Source organism: Terriglobales bacterium, assembly GCA_035561515.1.
In the GTDB taxonomy this organism is placed as follows: domain Bacteria; phylum Acidobacteriota; class Terriglobia; order Terriglobales; family Acidobacteriaceae; genus DATMXP01.
Genome location: DATMXP010000039.1, coordinates 122,619 through 140,058, shown reverse-complemented (window position 1 = coordinate 140,058; position 17,440 = coordinate 122,619). Strand labels below are relative to the sequence as shown.

At 56.5% G+C, this 17,440-nt stretch carries 19 protein-coding genes; 12 read left to right on the top strand and 7 right to left on the bottom strand.

Going from position 1 to position 17,440, the window contains the following annotated elements; translation table 11 throughout:
- Positions 1 to 169 precede the first annotated feature (169 nt).
- The 9 genes from VN577_17240 to dapA all read left to right on the top strand — a co-directional run bounded on the left by VN577_17240 (position 170) and on the right by dapA (position 7,893).
- A complete protein-coding gene (locus VN577_17240) occupies positions 170 to 775 on the top strand; it encodes a sigma-70 family RNA polymerase sigma factor (GenBank protein HWR16573.1) in 606 nt (201 codons plus the stop codon).
- 35 nt (positions 776 to 810) lie between these two features.
- The gene (locus VN577_17235) at positions 811 to 1,149 is read left to right on the top strand and encodes a hypothetical protein (protein ID HWR16572.1); all 339 of its coding nucleotides are present in this window, start codon (positions 811 to 813) and stop codon (positions 1,147 to 1,149) included.
- A gap of 144 nt (positions 1,150 to 1,293) precedes the next feature.
- The gene (locus VN577_17230; protein HWR16571.1) at positions 1,294 to 1,809 is read left to right on the top strand and encodes a shikimate kinase; all 516 of its coding nucleotides are present in this window, start codon (positions 1,294 to 1,296) and stop codon (positions 1,807 to 1,809) included.
- Positions 1,778 to 2,515, top strand: coding sequence for a hypothetical protein (locus tag VN577_17225; protein HWR16570.1), 738 nt, complete (start codon positions 1,778 to 1,780; stop codon positions 2,513 to 2,515). Before VN577_17230 ends, VN577_17225 begins: the two co-directional genes overlap by 32 nt.
- Positions 2,516 to 2,601: 86 nt before the next feature.
- Positions 2,602 to 3,711, top strand: coding sequence for an AI-2E family transporter (locus VN577_17220; GenBank protein HWR16569.1), 1,110 nt, complete (start codon positions 2,602 to 2,604; stop codon positions 3,709 to 3,711).
- A gap of 146 nt (positions 3,712 to 3,857) precedes the next feature.
- Positions 3,858 to 4,919, top strand: coding sequence for an aspartate-semialdehyde dehydrogenase (gene asd / locus VN577_17215; GenBank protein HWR16568.1), 1,062 nt, complete (start codon positions 3,858 to 3,860; stop codon positions 4,917 to 4,919).
- Positions 4,920 to 4,931: 12 nt separating this feature from the next.
- Positions 4,932 to 6,311, top strand: a complete 1,380-nt coding sequence (lysC, locus tag VN577_17210; GenBank protein ID HWR16567.1) for a lysine-sensitive aspartokinase 3 — start codon at positions 4,932 to 4,934, stop codon at positions 6,309 to 6,311.
- Positions 6,308 to 6,991 (top strand): dihydrodipicolinate reductase C-terminal domain-containing protein, encoded by a 684-nt coding sequence (locus VN577_17205; protein HWR16566.1) that lies wholly within the window; start codon positions 6,308 to 6,310, stop codon positions 6,989 to 6,991. Before lysC ends, VN577_17205 begins: the two co-directional genes overlap by 4 nt.
- Before the next feature lie 2 nt (positions 6,992 to 6,993).
- Positions 6,994 to 7,893, top strand: a complete 900-nt coding sequence (gene dapA / locus VN577_17200; GenBank protein ID HWR16565.1) for a 4-hydroxy-tetrahydrodipicolinate synthase — start codon at positions 6,994 to 6,996, stop codon at positions 7,891 to 7,893.
- On the opposite strand, the gene VN577_17195 is transcribed toward dapA, so the two are convergent.
- Both VN577_17195 and VN577_17190 read right to left on the bottom strand, forming a co-directional pair.
- The gene (locus tag VN577_17195) at positions 7,890 to 9,008 is read right to left on the bottom strand and encodes a glycosyltransferase (GenBank protein ID HWR16564.1); all 1,119 of its coding nucleotides are present in this window, start codon (positions 9,006 to 9,008) and stop codon (positions 7,890 to 7,892) included. The genes dapA and VN577_17195 overlap by 4 nt on opposite strands.
- Positions 8,990 to 9,736: a PIG-L family deacetylase gene (locus VN577_17190; GenBank protein HWR16563.1), complete on the bottom strand. Its 747-nt coding sequence runs from the start codon at positions 9,734 to 9,736 to the stop codon at positions 8,990 to 8,992. Before VN577_17190 ends, VN577_17195 begins: the two co-directional genes overlap by 19 nt.
- 135 nt (positions 9,737 to 9,871) lie before the next feature.
- Here VN577_17190 and VN577_17185 point away from each other — a divergent pair, with 135 nt between their 5' ends.
- From VN577_17185 to VN577_17175, 3 genes are all read left to right on the top strand, one after another.
- Entirely contained in the window at positions 9,872 to 10,705 is an 834-nt protein-coding gene (locus VN577_17185; GenBank protein ID HWR16562.1) for a 2,3,4,5-tetrahydropyridine-2,6-dicarboxylate N-succinyltransferase, read from the top strand.
- 31 nt (positions 10,706 to 10,736) lie between these two features.
- Positions 10,737 to 12,116, top strand: a complete 1,380-nt coding sequence (locus VN577_17180; GenBank protein HWR16561.1) for a cation:dicarboxylase symporter family transporter — start codon at positions 10,737 to 10,739, stop codon at positions 12,114 to 12,116.
- A 156-nt stretch (positions 12,117 to 12,272) separates the two neighbouring features.
- Positions 12,273 to 13,244 carry a VWA domain-containing protein gene (locus VN577_17175; GenBank protein HWR16560.1) on the top strand — a complete coding sequence of 324 codons (972 nt, stop codon included), beginning with the start codon at positions 12,273 to 12,275 and terminating at the stop codon, positions 13,242 to 13,244.
- On the opposite strand, the gene VN577_17170 is transcribed toward VN577_17175, so the two are convergent.
- From VN577_17170 to VN577_17150, 5 genes are all read right to left on the bottom strand, one after another.
- Positions 13,245 to 13,898, bottom strand: coding sequence for a UdgX family uracil-DNA binding protein (locus VN577_17170; protein ID HWR16559.1), 654 nt, complete (start codon positions 13,896 to 13,898; stop codon positions 13,245 to 13,247).
- A gap of 35 nt (positions 13,899 to 13,933) precedes the next feature.
- Entirely contained in the window at positions 13,934 to 14,113 is a 180-nt protein-coding gene (locus VN577_17165) for a hypothetical protein (protein ID HWR16558.1), read from the bottom strand.
- Positions 14,114 to 14,203: 90 nt separating this feature from the next.
- A complete protein-coding gene (locus tag VN577_17160; GenBank protein HWR16557.1) occupies positions 14,204 to 14,551 on the bottom strand; it encodes a hypothetical protein in 348 nt (115 codons plus the stop codon).
- A 76-nt stretch (positions 14,552 to 14,627) separates the two neighbouring features.
- On the bottom strand, positions 14,628 to 15,035 hold the full coding sequence (locus VN577_17155; protein HWR16556.1) for a hypothetical protein: 408 nt from the start codon (positions 15,033 to 15,035) through the stop codon (positions 14,628 to 14,630).
- A gap of 115 nt (positions 15,036 to 15,150) precedes the next feature.
- Entirely contained in the window at positions 15,151 to 17,433 is a 2,283-nt protein-coding gene (locus VN577_17150) for a nitric-oxide reductase large subunit (GenBank protein ID HWR16555.1), read from the bottom strand.
- Positions 17,434 to 17,440: the final 7 nt, after the last annotated feature.

Here is a 17,440-nt window from a genome sequence, read left to right as displayed (position 1 = left end):
GCGGGCGGCCGTACAACCCAAGCAGCCGAAATTGCACTCTGATGGGAAGATTCGTTCCACGGCAGGGCGGATCGGGTTTGCCTGTGGAGTAAGGTCGGCTTCAAAAATCGGCGGAAGTTATACAACAGGCAGCTACTTAGCCGCATCTTAGTAAGCGTCGGCTGGACAATTGACTACAGCAAAGAAACAATTAGCTCCAGGAATCACGGAAGCAGAGGCTATTGATCGAGCCAAGGCCGGTGACGCCGAGTCATTCGAGCTTCTTTATGGCTTGCACAAGCGACGCGTGTATTCGCTGTGCCTGAGAATGACGGGCAACACCGCGGAAGCCGAAGATCTTACCCAGGAAGCGTTCCTCCAGTTGTACCGGAAGATCGCGACATTCCGGGGAGAGTCGGCGTTTTCCACTTGGCTGCATCGACTCGCCGTGAACGTGGTGTTGATGCACCTGCGGAAGAAGGGACTGCCGGAAGTCTCGCTCGAAGAGACCATGGAACCCCAGCAGGAAGACGGGCCGAAGAAAGACATTGGAGCCAGAGACAATGTGCTGGCCGGCTCGATTGACCGGGTCAACCTGGAGAGGGCGATCGAGACACTGCCTCCCGGATACCGGATCATATTTGTACTGCACGACATCGAAGGTTATGAACATAACGAAATTGCCGAGATGATGGGTTGCTCGATCGGCAATAGCAAATCACAGTTGCATAAGGCGAGAATGAAGTTACGCGACCTGCTGAAAACAAGCAGAGCCGAAAAGGCCTTAAGACGATGAAGCCGGCGCGTGGAGTGATCGGGGAGAGGAAGCCAATGAACTGTGCAGAATTCCAGAAAGTTCTGCCGTACATCATCGAAACCGGGGGAAACGCCGAGGAAGAAACGCACCTGAAGGAATGCGCTGTCTGCTCGGACCTGGTCACCGACTTGCGTTACATCGCGGAGCAAGCAAAATTGCTTCTGCCGATGCATGACCCAAGTCCAGCCGTGTGGGAGAACATCCAAGGTTCTCTCGAGCGCGAAGGCTTGGTAAAGCCGGCTCGCGCAAGGGGGCGACTTCTAGGATTCGCCGGTGAGAAGAAAATTGCCTGGGTTTCGATACCGGCAATTTCCGCGCTCCTGTCGAGAATGTTCCTGAACACGTCGTTCTGACGTCGACAGCGAAGCGGTTGTGCTCTGCGAGCTGATAGAATCCGTTTCATCCCTCACTGCGCAGGACGCGACCTGATTAACGGCGACAATACGAGATCATCGACCGGCCTGGGAAATCCCCGGGCCGTTTTGCTTGTGGGCTTCATGGGCGCCGGTAAGACTACTGTCGGCCAAGAAATGTCGCTGCGGTTCAATCTACGCTTTGTCGACCTCGACGAGGTGATCGTCAAGTCGTCCGGAAAAACCATTCCCGAGATCTTCGCCGAAGAAGGCGAGGCGGGATTCCGGCGACGCGAGACGGAATGCCTTACGCACCTGCTCCAACAAACACCCGATAGGCCTGAGGTGATCGCCTTGGGAGGCGGCGCATTCGTACAGCCTGCAAACCTTGAGGTGATTCACCGTTGTTCTATTCCGTGCGTGTTTCTTGACGCGCCAATTGATACCCTGTTGTTGCGATGCCGATCGGAGAAAACGATTCGGCCGCTGGCGCACGATGAGAACCATTTTCGCCAATTGTATGAACAGCGGCGAATTGGTTACATGAAGGCAGATCATCGTGTGCAAACCGCCGGAAAGGCGGTCCGCGAAATCGTTAACGAAGTTATTTCGCGGTTGGGATGGTGTGATGAAGTTTCCGAAGTACCAGAGAGTCACTAGCCTCGTCGTCGTACTCTTGTTTCTATCTGTTTCGGCCTTTGCCGGTAAACCCAAGAAGAATGAATCTGCCGCGAAACTCGTGGATTCCGGGGTGTTCGGCGTTTATGTAAACGGCAAGCGAATGGCGAGCGAAAAGTTCGAAATCTCCCAGACGCCGGAGTACAGCCTGCTGAAGTCAGAGTTCAAGCTGGAAGAGGCGAAGAACCCGCAAAACGCCGAATTGCGGCTGTCGCCGTCCGGAGACTTGCAGCGCTACGAGTGGAGCGAAAAGGACCAGGGAACGGCAGTGGTGGAACCCAAGGATGAGTTCCTCATCGAGAAGGTGACAATCAACCAGGGCAAATCGACCGAGCAGCCATTCATTCTTCCGACATCTACGCTCATCCTGGATGACTATTTCTTCAGCCAGAGACAGCTTCTGCTGTGGAGGTATCTGGCCGGCCAGTGCCGTCCCAAGCCTGGGGAGGCTGGATGTCAGCTCACGCCCACTAAATTCGGGGTGATCATTCCGCGAGCGCAGATGTCATCCCAGGTAACCATCTCCTACGCAGGCCAGCAAAAATTGGCGATCAAAGGTGTTGACCGCGAGCTCTCCAGGTTCGATCTCCACATGGAAGAGAACGACTGGATCGTCTGGGTGGATGAGAGCTACAAGATCCAGAAAATTGCGATCGAGGCAGAGAGAACGGAAATCTACCGCGATTAGCAAAACGGGGTTCCGAGAGGCCGGATTCGATCCGGCTTTTCTTTTTTGCGGTCTTTCCCTTTCGTTATTTCCAAGCGCTGGGAACTATGAGTACAATCACGCACAATTCCATGCCAGACTACGACCAACACAGTTCCCCGCCCAAGGTGCGCTCGCTCCGGTCGGACATCATTTTCACCATCGGGTTGTTGGTGCTGCTTGGTTTTGCATGGGCCGCGCGTGAAGTACTAATGCTGATTTTTGTCAGTGCGCTATTCGCCGTGGTGCTGAGCCCGGCGATCGACGCCATCCGCAAAATTCACATCGGGCACTGGTGGCCGGATCGCGTAACCGCCATCCTGATCATCATCGTGATCGCAACGGTCGGATTCGGGTCGTTCCTGATCTTTGCTGTGCCGCCCATGTATAACGATCTGTTGTCGGCATCCACGTATCTGCCGCAGAGAATCGCTGAGGTCAATGAGAAACTCCATCGATTCCCGCTTCTGCCGACGTTCGATCCGAATGCACTGGGCAATCAACTGAGCGAATCCGCGGGAGGAACAGTTGGCCTTTTCAAGGGCCTTGCAACTGGATTGTTCATGCTCTTCAGTTGGATGATCCTGACGGCGTACTTCATCCTCGACGGCCAGAGCCTCTTCTACTGGTTCCTGTCCTTCTTCAGTGAGCCGCAACGTGGGCGTTTGCGATCGACCATGTTGCGCGCAGAGCAGCGGATCCGGCACTGGCTGGTAGGCCAAGGATTGCTCATGCTGATCCTCGGAGTCTCCGCCGGGATCACGTTCTGGTTGATGCACGTGAAGTACGCACTTTTCCTAGGCGTGATGGCAGGAGTCCTGAACATAGTTCCGTTCGCGGGTCCGTTCTTGTCCTTCGTCATGAGCAGTTCGATCGCAGCCCTGGATTCATGGTCGAAGTTCCTGGGAGTTGTCGGTTTCTACTTCCTGTACCAGCAGATTGAAAATGCGATCCTGGTGCCGAAGATCATGAAAATGAGCGTTGACCTTCCGCCGCTGGCGGTGATCATTGCTCTGTTCATCGGCGGATCCCTGGCCGGAATGATCGGTGCGCTGATCGCCGTTCCGACCGCAGCTGTACTCGGTGTTCTGCTCGATGAATACTTTGTGCGCGTACGTCCTTTCACTGGACATCGTTCTGAAGAAGCGCAACGAGCGCGTTCCGTCGCGCATCATTAAATTCACAGCATTCCCCCACCCGCCACTAATTCGGGACACACTCCTTCCTCGAAATCTGCAATGAATGCTCCTGAAAGTTTTGCTTATGGAAGAAAAAGTGGGATTACCGGAATGATAGAATCCAGAACAAAACTGTAGGACTGTAAATGGAAACTCACAGTAGAAAAATACCTGTTGGAATTCTTGGCGCAACGGGTGTGGTTGGGCAGCGGTTCATCCAACTGCTCGAGAACCACCCGTGGTTTGAAGTCGCCTGGTTAGCTGCATCGGATCGTTCAGCGGGCTTGCCGTACGCGCAGGCAGCGAAGTGGAGATTGAAGACCGCGATTCCGGCCAAGGTGGCGGATATGACTGTTTCCTCCGCTAGCCCTGAAGGCGCTCCCAAGGTGATCTTTGCCGCGCTGGATGCGGCTTTTGCGCGCGAGATTGAACCTGCCTTCGCCTCCGCCGGATGCGCTGTGGTCTCGAATTCCAGCGCTTTCCGCATGCAGGAGGATGTTCCGCTAGTGATCCCAGAAGTGAACGCCGATCACGTGCGCGTGCTGGAGAGACAGAAGTGGTTCAAGGACTCCAAAGGTTTCATCGTCACCAATCCGAATTGTTCGGCGATCGGCCTCGTTATCGCGCTTAAGCCCTTGCAACTCGCCTTCGGACTGGAGAAGGTTTTCGTTGTGACGATGCAGGCCGTGAGTGGCGCCGGCTATCCGGGCGTGGCTTCGCTCGACATCATTGGAAACGTGATCCCCTTCATCAAAAATGAAGAAGAGAAGATGGAAGAGGAGACGCTGAAACTCCTCGGCTCGGTGAACGGATATTCGTTCAAGCCGGCGCCGATCGGCATCAGCGCACAATGCAACCGCGTGGCGGTGGAAGACGGACATACGGAATCGGTTTCAGTAAAGCTTGCGAAGACAGCCTCGGCGGAAGAAATCATCGCAACGTGGAACAAGTTCAGTGCCATTCCACAGGAAAAGAAGCTGCCGACGGCTCCACAACAGGCGGTGGTATACGATGCATCGCCGGATCGTCCGCAGCCGCGCTTCGATCTTGATCGCGGTGCCGGCATGGCCACCAGCGTAGGCCGCTTGCGCCCGTGCGGATTGTTTGATTGGAAGTTCACGGTGCTGTCGCATAACACGATTCGCGGTGCAGCGGGCGCTGCGTTGCTGAACGCCGAACTGCTGAAGTGCCAGGGATACCTCGACTAGGACATCGCCCACATGATCGTCATGAAATTCGGCGGAACCTCCGTTGAGAGTGCTTCTGCAATTGATCGTGTTGCGAAGATCGTCTCTTCGCGGCTGGCCGACAGGCCTGTGGTGGTGGTGAGCGCGATGTCGAAGTTCACCGATCAACTGGTCGCGATGTCAAACGCCGCAGGTTCGGGGGACAAGGAAAAAGCCCTCGGGCTTTCCCTCGCTGCACGGGAACGTCATTACCAAGCCGTCAGCGAATTGCTTGGTACGGCAACGTTTACCGGTCTTCACGCCGAACTCGAAGCCGACTTCAATGGTCTGGACGATCTGCTCCGCGGCATCTCGGCTGTTGGTGAACTTACACCTCGTACTACCGACAACGTACTGTCCTTCGGTGAGCGAGTGAATGCGAAGATCGTGGCCGCCGGATTCGAAGCCAGGGGCATGAAATCGATTCGCATCGATTCACGCCAGGTGATTGTGACGGACAATACCTACACCAAAGCTGTCCCGCAGTTCGATGAGATCAACGACCGCCTGAAAGAGATCGTCAAACCCGCCCTCGACAAGGGCTTTGTGCCTGTGATGGGCGGGTTCATCGGCTCCACAAAAGACGGCATTCCGACGACGATTGGCCGAGGTGGTTCGGACTTTTCCGCCGCTATCGTAGGTGCCGGACTTGACGCAGAACGCATCGAGATCTGGACCGACGTCGACGGCATGAAGACCACCGATCCCAACATGTGTCCAAGCGCACTGCGGATCAAAAACATCGGCTTCGAAGAAGCAGCCGAATTGGCCTATTTCGGAGCGAAGGTCCTGCATCCTTCGACGCTGCTGCCGGCGGTGCAGAAGAACATCCCGGTGCTGGTATTGAATTCACGTAACCCTTCGAACGAAGGCACGGTGATTACCGCGCGAGCACCACACTGTCGCAATCCATTCAAAGCGATCGCAGCCAAGAAGCGGATCACCATCATTGATATCGTGGCGACACGCATGCTCGGAGCGCACGGGTTTCTGCGGTCAATATTTGAAGTCTTCGACCGGCATCGTTGCCCTGTCGATGTGGTTTCGACTTCGGAGGTGAGCGTCTCCTTGACAGTGGACTCGAACGAGGCGATTCCTGCGATTGCTACCGACCTGCAAAAGCTGGGCGACGTAAAATACGAAGGCCGCAAAGCTATCGTTTGCCTGGTCGGCGAGAACCTTCGAGAGACGCCCGGTGTTGCCGGGAAAGTATTCAGTGCGGTGTCCGACATTAATATCCGGATGATCTCGCAGGGCGCGTCGGAGATTAACATCACTTTTGTGATTGAAGAGAGTGACGTCCCTCGTGCGGTTCGCCAGTTGCACGATATCTTTTTCGCGGATCCTGATCCTGAAGTATTCGCATACGCATGAACATACTCGTTCTTGGCCGTGGAAAGACCGGATCGCTCGTGGAGGAGATCGCACGCGAGCGCGGACATAACGTCAGGGCGGTAGACGAATTCGAAAACGTGGGCGGTACGGCGGTGCGTCCGGAAGCGCTTTCGAATATCGATGTCGCTATCGATTTCACAGCGCCTTCAGCGGTTTTGGGCAACATCGAAGCCTGCGTTCGCGTGGGTACCCGGATGGTTGTGGGAACCACAGGCTGGTACGAACACATGCAGCATGTGCGCAAACTGGTGCAGAAATACGAGACCGGCTTCGTTTTCGGCGCGAATTTTTCAGTAGGCGTGAACCTGTTTTTCGAAATAGCACGCGCCGTTGCACCCGCCCTGAACCTCGGATACGAGGGCCACATGATTGAACGCCATCACGTCCAGAAGAAAGACGCGCCTTCCGGCACGGCAGTGGCTATCAACAATGTCCTGAAAGCAGGCTCAGGAAAGGTGCTGGAGATCGAATCGGTTCGTGAAGGCAACATCGTCGGTGATCACGAGATCCGGCTAGACTCTGTGAACGATTCCCTGCTTCTTTCGCATTCGGCGAAGTCGCGGCGTGGCTTCGCAGAAGGAGCCGTCAAGGCAGCGGAGTGGATCCACGACAAGCGTGGGTTTTACGACTTTAAGGACGTCTGGCGAGAGTTGAGGTAGCTATGTTGAAACTGCGTGGATGCGGCACTGCACTGGTAACTCCGTTCAAAGCGGATGGTTCGATCGACGAAAAGGCGCTGCGGGCGCTGGTCGAATGGCAGGTGGCATCGAAGATTGACTTCCTCGTTCCCTGCGGAACGACAGGTGAAACACCCACGCTCTCGCATGACGAGTGGCTGCATGTCATCGACGTCACAATTGAAGTCGTGAATGGCCGAGTGCCGATTGTTGCCGGCGCGACTTCAAACTCCACAAGAGAAGCGGTTTCCAAGGCAAAGGAAGTCGCATCGCGGAAGAGCGTGGATGCCATCCTGACCGCCTCGCCGTATTACAACAAGCCGACCCAGGAAGGTCAGTACCAACATTTCAAGGCTATCGCCGAAGCTGTCGACAAGCCGCTGGTGCTTTACAACGTTCCCGGACGCACGGCAGCGAACATCGAGGTGGCCACGCTTGCACGTCTAGCGGAGATGAAGAACATCATCGCCGTGAAAGAAGCGAGCGGCAGCATTACCCAGATTGCCGAAGTGTGCAGCGCAGTGCCGTCCGACTTTGCCGTTCTTTCCGGAGATGATGCTGTCACGCTGCCGGTGATTTCGCTGGGCGGAGTCGGAATCATTTCGGTGGTATCGAACGAGATACCGAAAGAAATGGCCGAGATGACTCGAGCGGCGCTCGCCAACGACTGGGATAGAGCTCGAAGTATCCAGCGCAAATATCTTGGGTTGATGCAGGCGAACTTCCTGGAATCGAATCCGATTCCGGTGAAAGCCGTGCTCGCGATGATGGGCAAGGTCGAGGAGAACTACCGTCTGCCCATGCTTCCCGCGAAGAAAGAAACGAAGGCGAAACTCCAGAAGATTGCCAGCGACTTGGGTCTGGTGAAGGCGGTTGCTGTCTAGGCGGCCTGAGTTCGCGGCGATTCCCGGCTCGCGAGAATTCGCTCGTAAAGCTCTTCATACTGCGCAGCCATGCGCGTCGACGAATAATTCGACTCTACGTGCGTTCGGCACGCGTGCGCGTTGATCTGATCGGCATTCCAGACCGCTTCCACCATTTGGTCCACGTCGTCCACGATGAAGCCAGTCAGTCGATCTATTACCACTTCCGGCAATGCGCCCCGTCGGAAACCAATGACCGGAGTGCCGCATACCATGGCTTCCATGGCAACCAGCGACGAAGTTTCGTTCACCAGGCTGGGTACAAGCAACGCGCGTGCTCGGCTGAGCAGGCGCGCTTTCGTCTGGAATGTGGGAGTCTCCCGGAATGAAATAGTCGGATGCAGGCTGGCGAGGTGCGGCCTGATCTTCGCGTTGTAAAACGTCTGGTGATACGAGAACGGATACACCTGCCCCGCCATCACCAGCGGAAGGCCAGTTCGGCGCGCCACCTCGATCGCGAGGTGTGGTCCTTTCTCCTCGCAGACTCTTCCCAGCCAAAGCAGGTAATCCTGTTTCTCGGTAATAAACGGAAAGCGGTGAACATGGATTCCATTCTCGATTACCCCGATGACGTGCAGAACATTTTGGAAACTGCGGTACTGTGCAGCAGAGACGCAGTTGAACATCACGTTCTTTGGGACTTTGCGGAATACCTCTTCGGAATAGAAATGCCGAGGCAGATGAAGGGTCGCCAGCACCGGAATTTCGGATTCCGCGGCACGAGGCCAGAAGCTGCCGCTTTTGTCGTGGATGAGATCGAACGGCAGCGCGTGATGCTGCGGGGAGTTCAAGAACTCGAGGATGCGGGCGTGATGTTCGGCATTGCGCGTGGAAAAGCGGTCCGGTTCTACGGTTTCGGCACCCGTCACCATTACGCTGCCGCGCGCCTGCGAACCTGCGCAGGCAGCGACTGATGTGTAGTGCCCTCGGCGAGCCATCTCATCTTCCAACACCGATAACATCTGCTCGGCGCCGCCGCAGCTTTCGTGGCTGACGGGCAACAACGGATAGGCAACGTATAGAATTCGGCGCGGATGCACGGAATCGCTTGGTCTTCTCAGGCTGCGGTACGCCATTCACGCTTTCTCACGATTGTTTCTGATGGATGCAGGAATTTCTCAAAGGCCCGGCACAGGTCTTCACCTCGCATCGGCCATTGCCAGGCTTCGTAGTTCAATTCTCCGTCGTGCGGGTTCCGCGAAAAATCGTAGATAGGGGCCGGGCGGACGACTTCAGTTTCACAAGCGAAATCGCAAAGAACCTGCGCCTGCGACGCATACTCGGCAAACATCGCCTGCTTCCTTGCGACTGTGTCGGCCGTAGCCAGGACCTGGATGCCTTCTCCCGCTAGAAACGATTGACGCTCCAAGCTTCCGTTTCTACGGTGATACAGAGGCATTTCCCAGATCGGTAATTCGAACTTCACACCCGCTGCCGCTGCCAGGAAACTGCAGGCGTCGTGGTCGGGATGGCCACCTTCGTATGCAAGCGTGAGGATGGCATCCGGCAGTTCGGTCTCGATGACCCGAGCCAATGCCCCAAAGGCACATTCAAGATTGAGGAAGAGTTCCTGGTCGGCGACGACATTCGCATCATGCAGGAAATGGAAATGCTCAACACCCACGCAAGCAAGTGCGCTTCGAGCTTCCTGCGCCCGGAGCCTGGCATAGCTTTCTCTAGACTCGTGGTCCCTCCAGAAGAACTGCGCTCGCGGTGCTCCATCCGTTGCGAAAATGACGATCGGGTCTGTCATCTGCTGCAACAGCAGACCGCAACCAACTGCCTCGTCGTCAGGATGGGCCACCAAGACAAGAGTCCGCCGCAGGATGGGAGATAAGGAATCCACGGTTTTTAGGATGCAAGCTGCTACGGCGATGGATGGAATCCGCCGGCGAAAAACTGTCGGTGAGAGTTAAGGGGAGCATTTATACTGAGCTGAATGCATCCACTGCAGGCAGGAATCGAACGGCTGTATGCCCTTGGGCCGGAGGCACGTAACGTCTCGGGAGCTCGTGGCGTCTTTGGAGACTTCCGCGACGCCCTGAGCAAAGGCGAAATTCGTGCTGCCGAAAAAGTGGACGGCGAATGGCGCGTCAACATCTGGGTAAAGCAAGGAATCCTCCTGGGCTTCCGGATCGGCGAACTGATGGAGATGGGATGCGAAGATCTGTCGTTTGTCGATAAGGACACTTTTCCCGTTCGCCAGTTCCGTATCGAAGACAGGATTCGCATTGTCCCCGGCGGGTCGTCAGTACGTGAAGGCGCTTACGTGGCGCCCTCGGTGATCTGCATGCCGCCCATGTACATCAACGTGGGGGCGTATGTGGATGAAGGCACCCTGGTGGATTCGCACGCGCTTGTGGGTTCATGCGCGCAAGTCGGAAAACGAGTTCATATCAGCGCGGCGGCGCAGGTCGGCGGCGTGCTCGAGCCGATCAATGCTTCGCCGGTCGTGATTGAGGATGACGTACTGATCGGCGGGAACTGCGGCGTCTACGAAGGCACGCAGGTCCGGGCTCGCGCTGTGCTGGGCGCCGGAACGGTTCTTACACGGTCAACACCGTTGTTCGATCTGATAAAAGGTGAAATCTACCGCTCCTCACACGATCAGTGCCTGGTGGTGCCAGAGGGTGCGGTGGTGGTTCCCGGCTCGCGTGCCGTTTCCAAAGGCAAAGGCCAGGAATGGGGGCTTTCGCTGTATGCGCCGGTGATCGTGAAATATCGCGACGAGAAGACCGATCGCGGAGTCGAGTTGGAAGATTTGCTGCGGTAGCGTTCTTAGAATCCATCTTCAGAACGGTGACATGAAACGGCAACTCCTGTTCGCCGCCTTAGCCACACTAGCCTTAGCGGGACTGTTGCAGAGCGCAACGTATCTCGGACTACTGGCGCTGCCCCACTCCGTCCTGTTCGCCGCCCGCTGGGTTTTTCTCGCGACCTTCATTGCGTATGGCGTAGTTCGCCGCAATCTGACTACATGGATCGTGGTCAGCATGTTCGTGGGCGCGGAAATCGGCCATGACTGGCCCGGTATCGCGACCAACCTGCGCGTGCTCTCGCAAATTTTCCTCCAGCTGATCAAGACGATCATTGCGCCTCTTCTCTTCGCAACGCTCGTGAGCGGCATCGCCGGACACGCCGACCTGAAGAAGGTCGGTCGCATGGGCATTAAGGCGATCATCTATTTCGAAGTCGTTACCACTATTGCCCTGTTCATCGGCCTGGCTGCCATCAATATCAGTAAAGCTGGGGTCGGGGTTCAGCTACCGCAGATCGCCTCCGAAACTTTACCAACCACTAAACACACCGCTTCGGAAATCATCCTGCACATCTTCCCGGAGAATCTCGCGAAGTCCGTTGCCGAAGGACAGGTGCTCCAGGTTGTGGTGTTTGCCATCATCTTCGGCATCGGCCTGGCGATGGTACGTGAGGACAAGCGGCGTCCGATGCTGGCGTTCACCGACAGCCTTGCCGAGGTGATGTTCAAGTTCACGAACATCGTGATGCTGTTTGCACCTTTTGGTGTAGGCGCTGCCATCGCCTACACAGTTGGTCACACTGGCCTAGGCGTGCTTGTTAATCTCGCCAAGCTGCTTGCGACTCTCTACATCGCGCTTATCATCTTCATCTTCGGTGTGCTTTTGCCGATTGCGTTCTGGTTCCGGGTGCCCATCCGAAAATTCGCGAAGGCGGTCGCCGAACCGGCCTCCATCGCCTTCGGGACCAGCAGTTCGGAGGCGGCTCTTCCACGTGCCATGGAGGCGATGGAAGGAATTGGCGTACCGCGAAAGATCGTCGCGTTCGTCATGCCGACGGGCTACAGTTTCAACCTTGATGGCTCCAGCCTGTACCAGTCCTTGGGCGCCATCTTCGTCGCCCAGGTCGCCGGAATTCACCTGAGTTTCGGCCAGCAACTCCTTTTGCTGCTGACACTTATGTTGACAAGCAAGGGCACCGCCGGCGTGTCGCGAGCGTCGATCATCATCCTGCTCGGAACAGTAGGTTCATTCGGCCTTCCAACCGAGCCCGTGTTCATTCTGCTGGGAATTGATCAACTGATGGACATGGCCCGCACCACGGTGAACGTGATCGGCAACTGTCTGGCGACGGTGGTCGTCGCCAAGTGGGAAGGCGAGTATCCAGCCGCGCCCAACAATGCACTCGCCAGCACCGGCGCAAGCTAAGCCTTCGAGTAGTGCCAAACTTCAGCGAAGCTCACAGGACAGCACCTAGCCACAATCCTTGAATCAAGCTAGAATCTCTCCACTCTTGGGGTGAGCCGGCGGGGTGCCGGTTCCAATCTCAGCATTGGGCCTCCGATTTCTCTTTTGGAGGATGCTGTGTCCGTTTCGAATTGGACGCGCACGTTGCGATTTGCCCTGATCGCCTGCATATCGATCACGGTTATGCCTGGTCTCGAACTCCGTGGCCAAGTCCCGCCACAGCCGAGCATTGCGGCACTTAACAATACTGAAGCCTTCACGGAAGATTCGTTTACATACAAGAAGCGCGTCGACGAGGTCCAGCTTCTCTTTACAGTCGTGGACCGCAAGGGCCGCTTTATAAGCAATCTCACGATGCATGACTTCGAGGTGCTTGATGACCATCGACCTCCGGAGCGAATCCACACGTTCGAACAGGAGAGCTTGCGCGTTGTGCTGTTGATCGATATCAGCGGTTCGGTCAATTACCGTTTCAAGTTCGAGAAGGAAGCCGCGAACGCCTTCTTCAAGAAGATTCTTCGACCAGCGGTAGATAAAGCGATGGTGGTTGGCTTCAACCAGAAGCCACACTTGGAGCAAGGCTTCACGAACGACCTCAAAAAGTTGACGAATGCTCTGCAGAACCTCAAGGTCGAAGGCGATACGGCGCTCTACGACGCCGTTGTCTTCGCGAGCGAACAACTGCGTAAACAGCCTGAGCTCGGTACCCGAAACATAATCGTGTTGATCAGTGATGGTGTCAGCAACGGAGACCACGCCATCATGCGCGACGCCCAGGAAGCGGCGCTGCGCGCCGAAGCGCCGATCTATGCACTCAGCTCCAACGACAGCACGGAGTACACGCAAGGTGAAGCTGTGCTCGCTCTGCTTAGCCGATTCACCGGGGGCGAGTTGCTCTCCGCGTACCGTGACGAGGAGGTGGCTCGCGCATTCAAGAAGGTTGAGCAGGCACTGAGAAGCCAGTACGTACTGGCTTACAAGCCCGCTGAATTCCAGTCCGACGGCCGTTATCGCACGCTGAGTTTGAATTCCAGAAACCCGAAACTACGGGTTGAGTGTCGAAAGGGATACTTCGCCCCACGAGACTAACTACGCCGCGCGCTTGAGGTTGCGGTCCAGCGCGGAACGGACCTTCCTCATGTCATCGATAAAGCGCGCCATTTCGTCATGTCTCTTATCTTCATCCGGGGCTCTCAGAATCGATGACGGATGCACCGTCGCAACGATATACGGCACCTTATCGTGAGGAATCAATTCGCCACGCCTCTCCGTAACCTTGAAAGTTTTTCCGAGTAGACTCTGAGCAGCCGTGGCGCCGAGACACACAATGACCTCGGGTTTCACGACCGAAACTTCCGCGTCAAGCCACGGACGACAAGCCGTGATTTCCAGTTGGTTAGGTTTCTTGTGGATGCGGCGTTTTCCGCGTGGCTCCCATTTGAAGTGCTTGACTGCGTTCGTGACATACACGTCACGGCGGTCGATTCCCGCTGCCTCCAGAGCTTTGTCGAGCAGTTTCCCGGCCGGTCCGACGAAAGGCTTCCCTGCCAGATCTTCCTTGTCTCCCGGTTGTTCACCGACGAATAGAACGCGTGCGCGCGAAGCACCCTCGCCGAAAACGGTCTGGGTCCCCGTCTTCCAAAGCGGACAAGCCTTACACCCCGCGGCAGCTTCCCTTAATGAGGTGAGTGTCGGACGCGGCGGTACGAGCGGTGCGGCAGTTTGGACCGGAGCCTTCGGCATCCTGAATTGGATGCCGCTTCGGACATGATGTGTTTTCAGTCCTTGGTTAGTTCAATGCTGTGCACGTGCGAAACGATGCCTGTTTCCGGGTTCATCTCGGGTGTGACCTTGTAGCTTTCGTGGCGTGACTGCCAGCCCTTTTGCTCCAATTCCAGAACCTTGGCATGGAACTGGTCGGCATCCCACTCGCGGACCATGGTGACCTGATGACTCATACGTTCCCCCACTCGCTACTTACTATATAGCAGCAACGGAAAGAAAAAGGCCCCGGATCTGCTCCGAGGCCTCGTCCAAATTGCGCAAAGTTAGCTCTTCGCGGGTTTGTTGCGCTGGCACATCTTGCCACCACAGCAGCCCTTCGCGTCTTTGCTGTCGGCTTTTGCCATCTTGGCACAGGATTTCGCTCCGCCTTTGCAGCAACTCATGTTGGCAGCGCCTTCCTTCGAGCACTTGCCGTCCTTGCAGCATCCCTCAGCAGACTCTTTTCCGCAGCACGAAGCGCCTTCCTTGCAACAAGAGGCGCCGTCCTTACAGCACGAGGCCTTCGCCTGATGTTGCGAATGGTCGGCTGGTGCAGTGGGAGCGGCATTCTGCGCCCACATGGTGATGGCGAAAACAAGCGTAACGATTAGAACTTGAATTTTAGATTTCATGATTTCCTCATTTCCTTTTCTGTCTCTTAGAACGGTTCACTTCGTATCTGTAAGCTTTCGCAGGAAGGAAACGAGACTAGATTCGAAGGTCTTCTTTCAGCACAAGAACATGGCGAAGCGCGCCTTCGCTTTGATCCTGCACAAGCAAGGGACCCTGGTCGCTCTGATGCGGGGGGATATCGAGGCGACCTAAAACTGCCAATAGGGGCGCTGCACTTGGTGCTTTTGGAGAACTCGCGGGTTGACGCTCGATCGAGCAGCAGTCCATGCCCGGAGCACACGCTGACATCTTTGCGGATTCGGTGTCCGTAGTCGACTTCGCACCGTGACAACACTCATGTCCAGTGCTCTTTGCTGCCGGAACGTGTCGCGCCTCGCCTTTCGCTGCCGGCGGGAACAGCATCATGGGACAAACCGTCTGGGTCCACCCAGTTACGGAAAGCACCAGAAGCAATCCCAGCAGTCTTGTAGCGAAGCGTTTCATCCTGGGGATATTGTCGTATCCCTACGAACATTATGCCTGTGATTGCGGTCACAGGCATCTAGTGCACAAAAGACAAGGCGCACCCGAAGGTGCGCCCTGGTTACGGGGAACGGTACTAGTCGCCCATGGTACGAACCGGTTCGACGGCCAGATCTGCCTTCTGCGACGCTGCTTTCCGGTCGAACGAATGACCGGTCACCAGGCCGAGCACGAACCAGCCCAGCACCATGGCTCCGAGCGCGAACAGCGTGTCGCCCAAAGCCCTGGCCCAGCGTAGGTTCTGGAGAATCGGCATCTGCATGAACTCGGCGGACCGCGCATACCACGTGCCGTGCTGCACCGACGCCCACGCCTGCATCAGGCCGATCGGCAGCAGGCTAAGCAGGACCATCAGAGCGAGCCCGATATTGATGAACCAGAAGGCCACCGCCACCGGCTTCTCTTTCCAGGCTAGTCCCGGACGCATTGCGCGCAGGCTGAACAGCATCAGGCCCAAACCGAGCATGCCGTACACGCCGAACAGCGCGGTGTGTCCGTGAACCGGCGTCGTGTTCAGGCCCTGCACGTAGTAGAGCGCCACGGGCGGGTTGATCATGAAGCCGAACAGGCCGGCGCCCACGAAATTCCAGAAGGCCACCGCAACGAAGAAGTAGATGGGCCACTTATAGGAGGTAACCCATTGCGCCTTCTGCGTTCCGCGAGCTAGCCGGATGTTCTCCCACGCTTCGACGCCGATGAGGCAGAGCGGAACCACTTCCAGAGCGCTGAAGACGGCGCCCAGTGCCAGCACGGCGTTGGAAGCACCCGTGAAGTACAGGTGATGGAAGGTGCCGATGATGCCTCCCGCGAGGAACACGATCGTCGAGAACATCACTGCACGTGTGGCGGACGGTATCGACAACAGTTTCAGGCGGGTGAACAGGAATCCAATCACCACCGTGGCGAAGACTTCAAAGAAACCTTCCACCCAGAGGTGCACTACCCACCAGCGCCAGAACTCGGTGGTCACGATGTGGCTGCGCTGGCCGTACATCAGGCCGGCCGCGTAGAACACCGGAATGGCAATGGCGGAAACGAGGAACAGCAAGAGCAGCGAACGGCTTTCGTCGCGCTTTTGCAGTGCAGGCTTCAGACCGCGGTACATCAGGAACAGCCAGAAGACGAGACCGACGAACAACAGGATCTGCCACACTCTGCCAAGGTCAACGTATTCGTATCCCTGCGAGCCGAACCAGAACCACAGGTTACCGAGCTTCTGCTGGATACCCAGCCACTCACCCGCGAGCGACCCGACCACAACCAGCACCAGCGCTACGAACAACGCATTCACGCCTGCGCGTTGCAGTTTGGGCTCCCGGTTGCTGACAGCGGGAACGATGTAGAGTCCGGTTGCGAGCCACGAAGTAGCAATCCAGAAAATGCCGATCTGGAGGTGCCAAGTGCGAGCAATCGAATATGGCAACCACTTCGCAAGAGGAATTCCGTAGAAGCCCTGGCCTTCCACCCCGTAATGGGCGACGACGGCGCCTAAAATGATCTGTACCACCCACAACGCCGCGACGACGAAGAAGTACTTGATCGTCGCCTTCTGCGAAGGAGTGGGATTGAAGCCGAGTAGCGGATCGCTCACCGGAATAGGCTCATTCACCGGTTTGTGTTCGCGTGAAGACTGATACCACACCATGCCGCCGATTCCAGCCAGCAGCAGGATCACGCTCACTACACTCCATGAAATCGCACTGCCGGTGGGACGGTTGCCCACCAGTTCCTCGTGCGGCCAGTTCTGCGTATAGCTGATCTCTTGTCCCGGCCGATTTGTCGAAGCGGCCCACGAAGTCCAGAAGAAGAACGCGCTCATATCGCGAAGTTTCGTCGCGTCCGTGAGGGCGCCCTGCGGAATCGCATACTCGTGACGTCCGTTGGAGAACACATCCGCATAGTGCTTCTGCAATTCTTCGAAGGCAGCGGCTCGGATCGGCGGAATTGTAATCGTGTTCGTTGCCTGGTTGTAGGTATTGGTGCGCATCACTTGCTGCAAGCGAGCCTGTAAGGCACCCTTCACTTCTGCGTTGGCGGATGCGTAATCCTTTGCACCTGTTTCACGGGCCCACGTATCGAGGATGTAGACCGATTCCCGATGTAGATAGTCGGCCGTCCAGTCGGGAGCGACATATGCGCCGTGTCCAAAAATGGACCCGATTTCCTGTCCACCGATGGATTGCCATGCATTCTGTCCGTCGCGGATCGTTTCTCCGCTGAAGAGCACCTGGCCGTCTGTGGTCGCAACCTGTGCGATTGGCGGTGCGGTGCTGATTGCCTGATAGCCCACCATGCCGAGTACGGTGAACGATGCCACCAGTACTACGATCAGGGCGACCCAATATTTGCGATATTCCATGACTTTC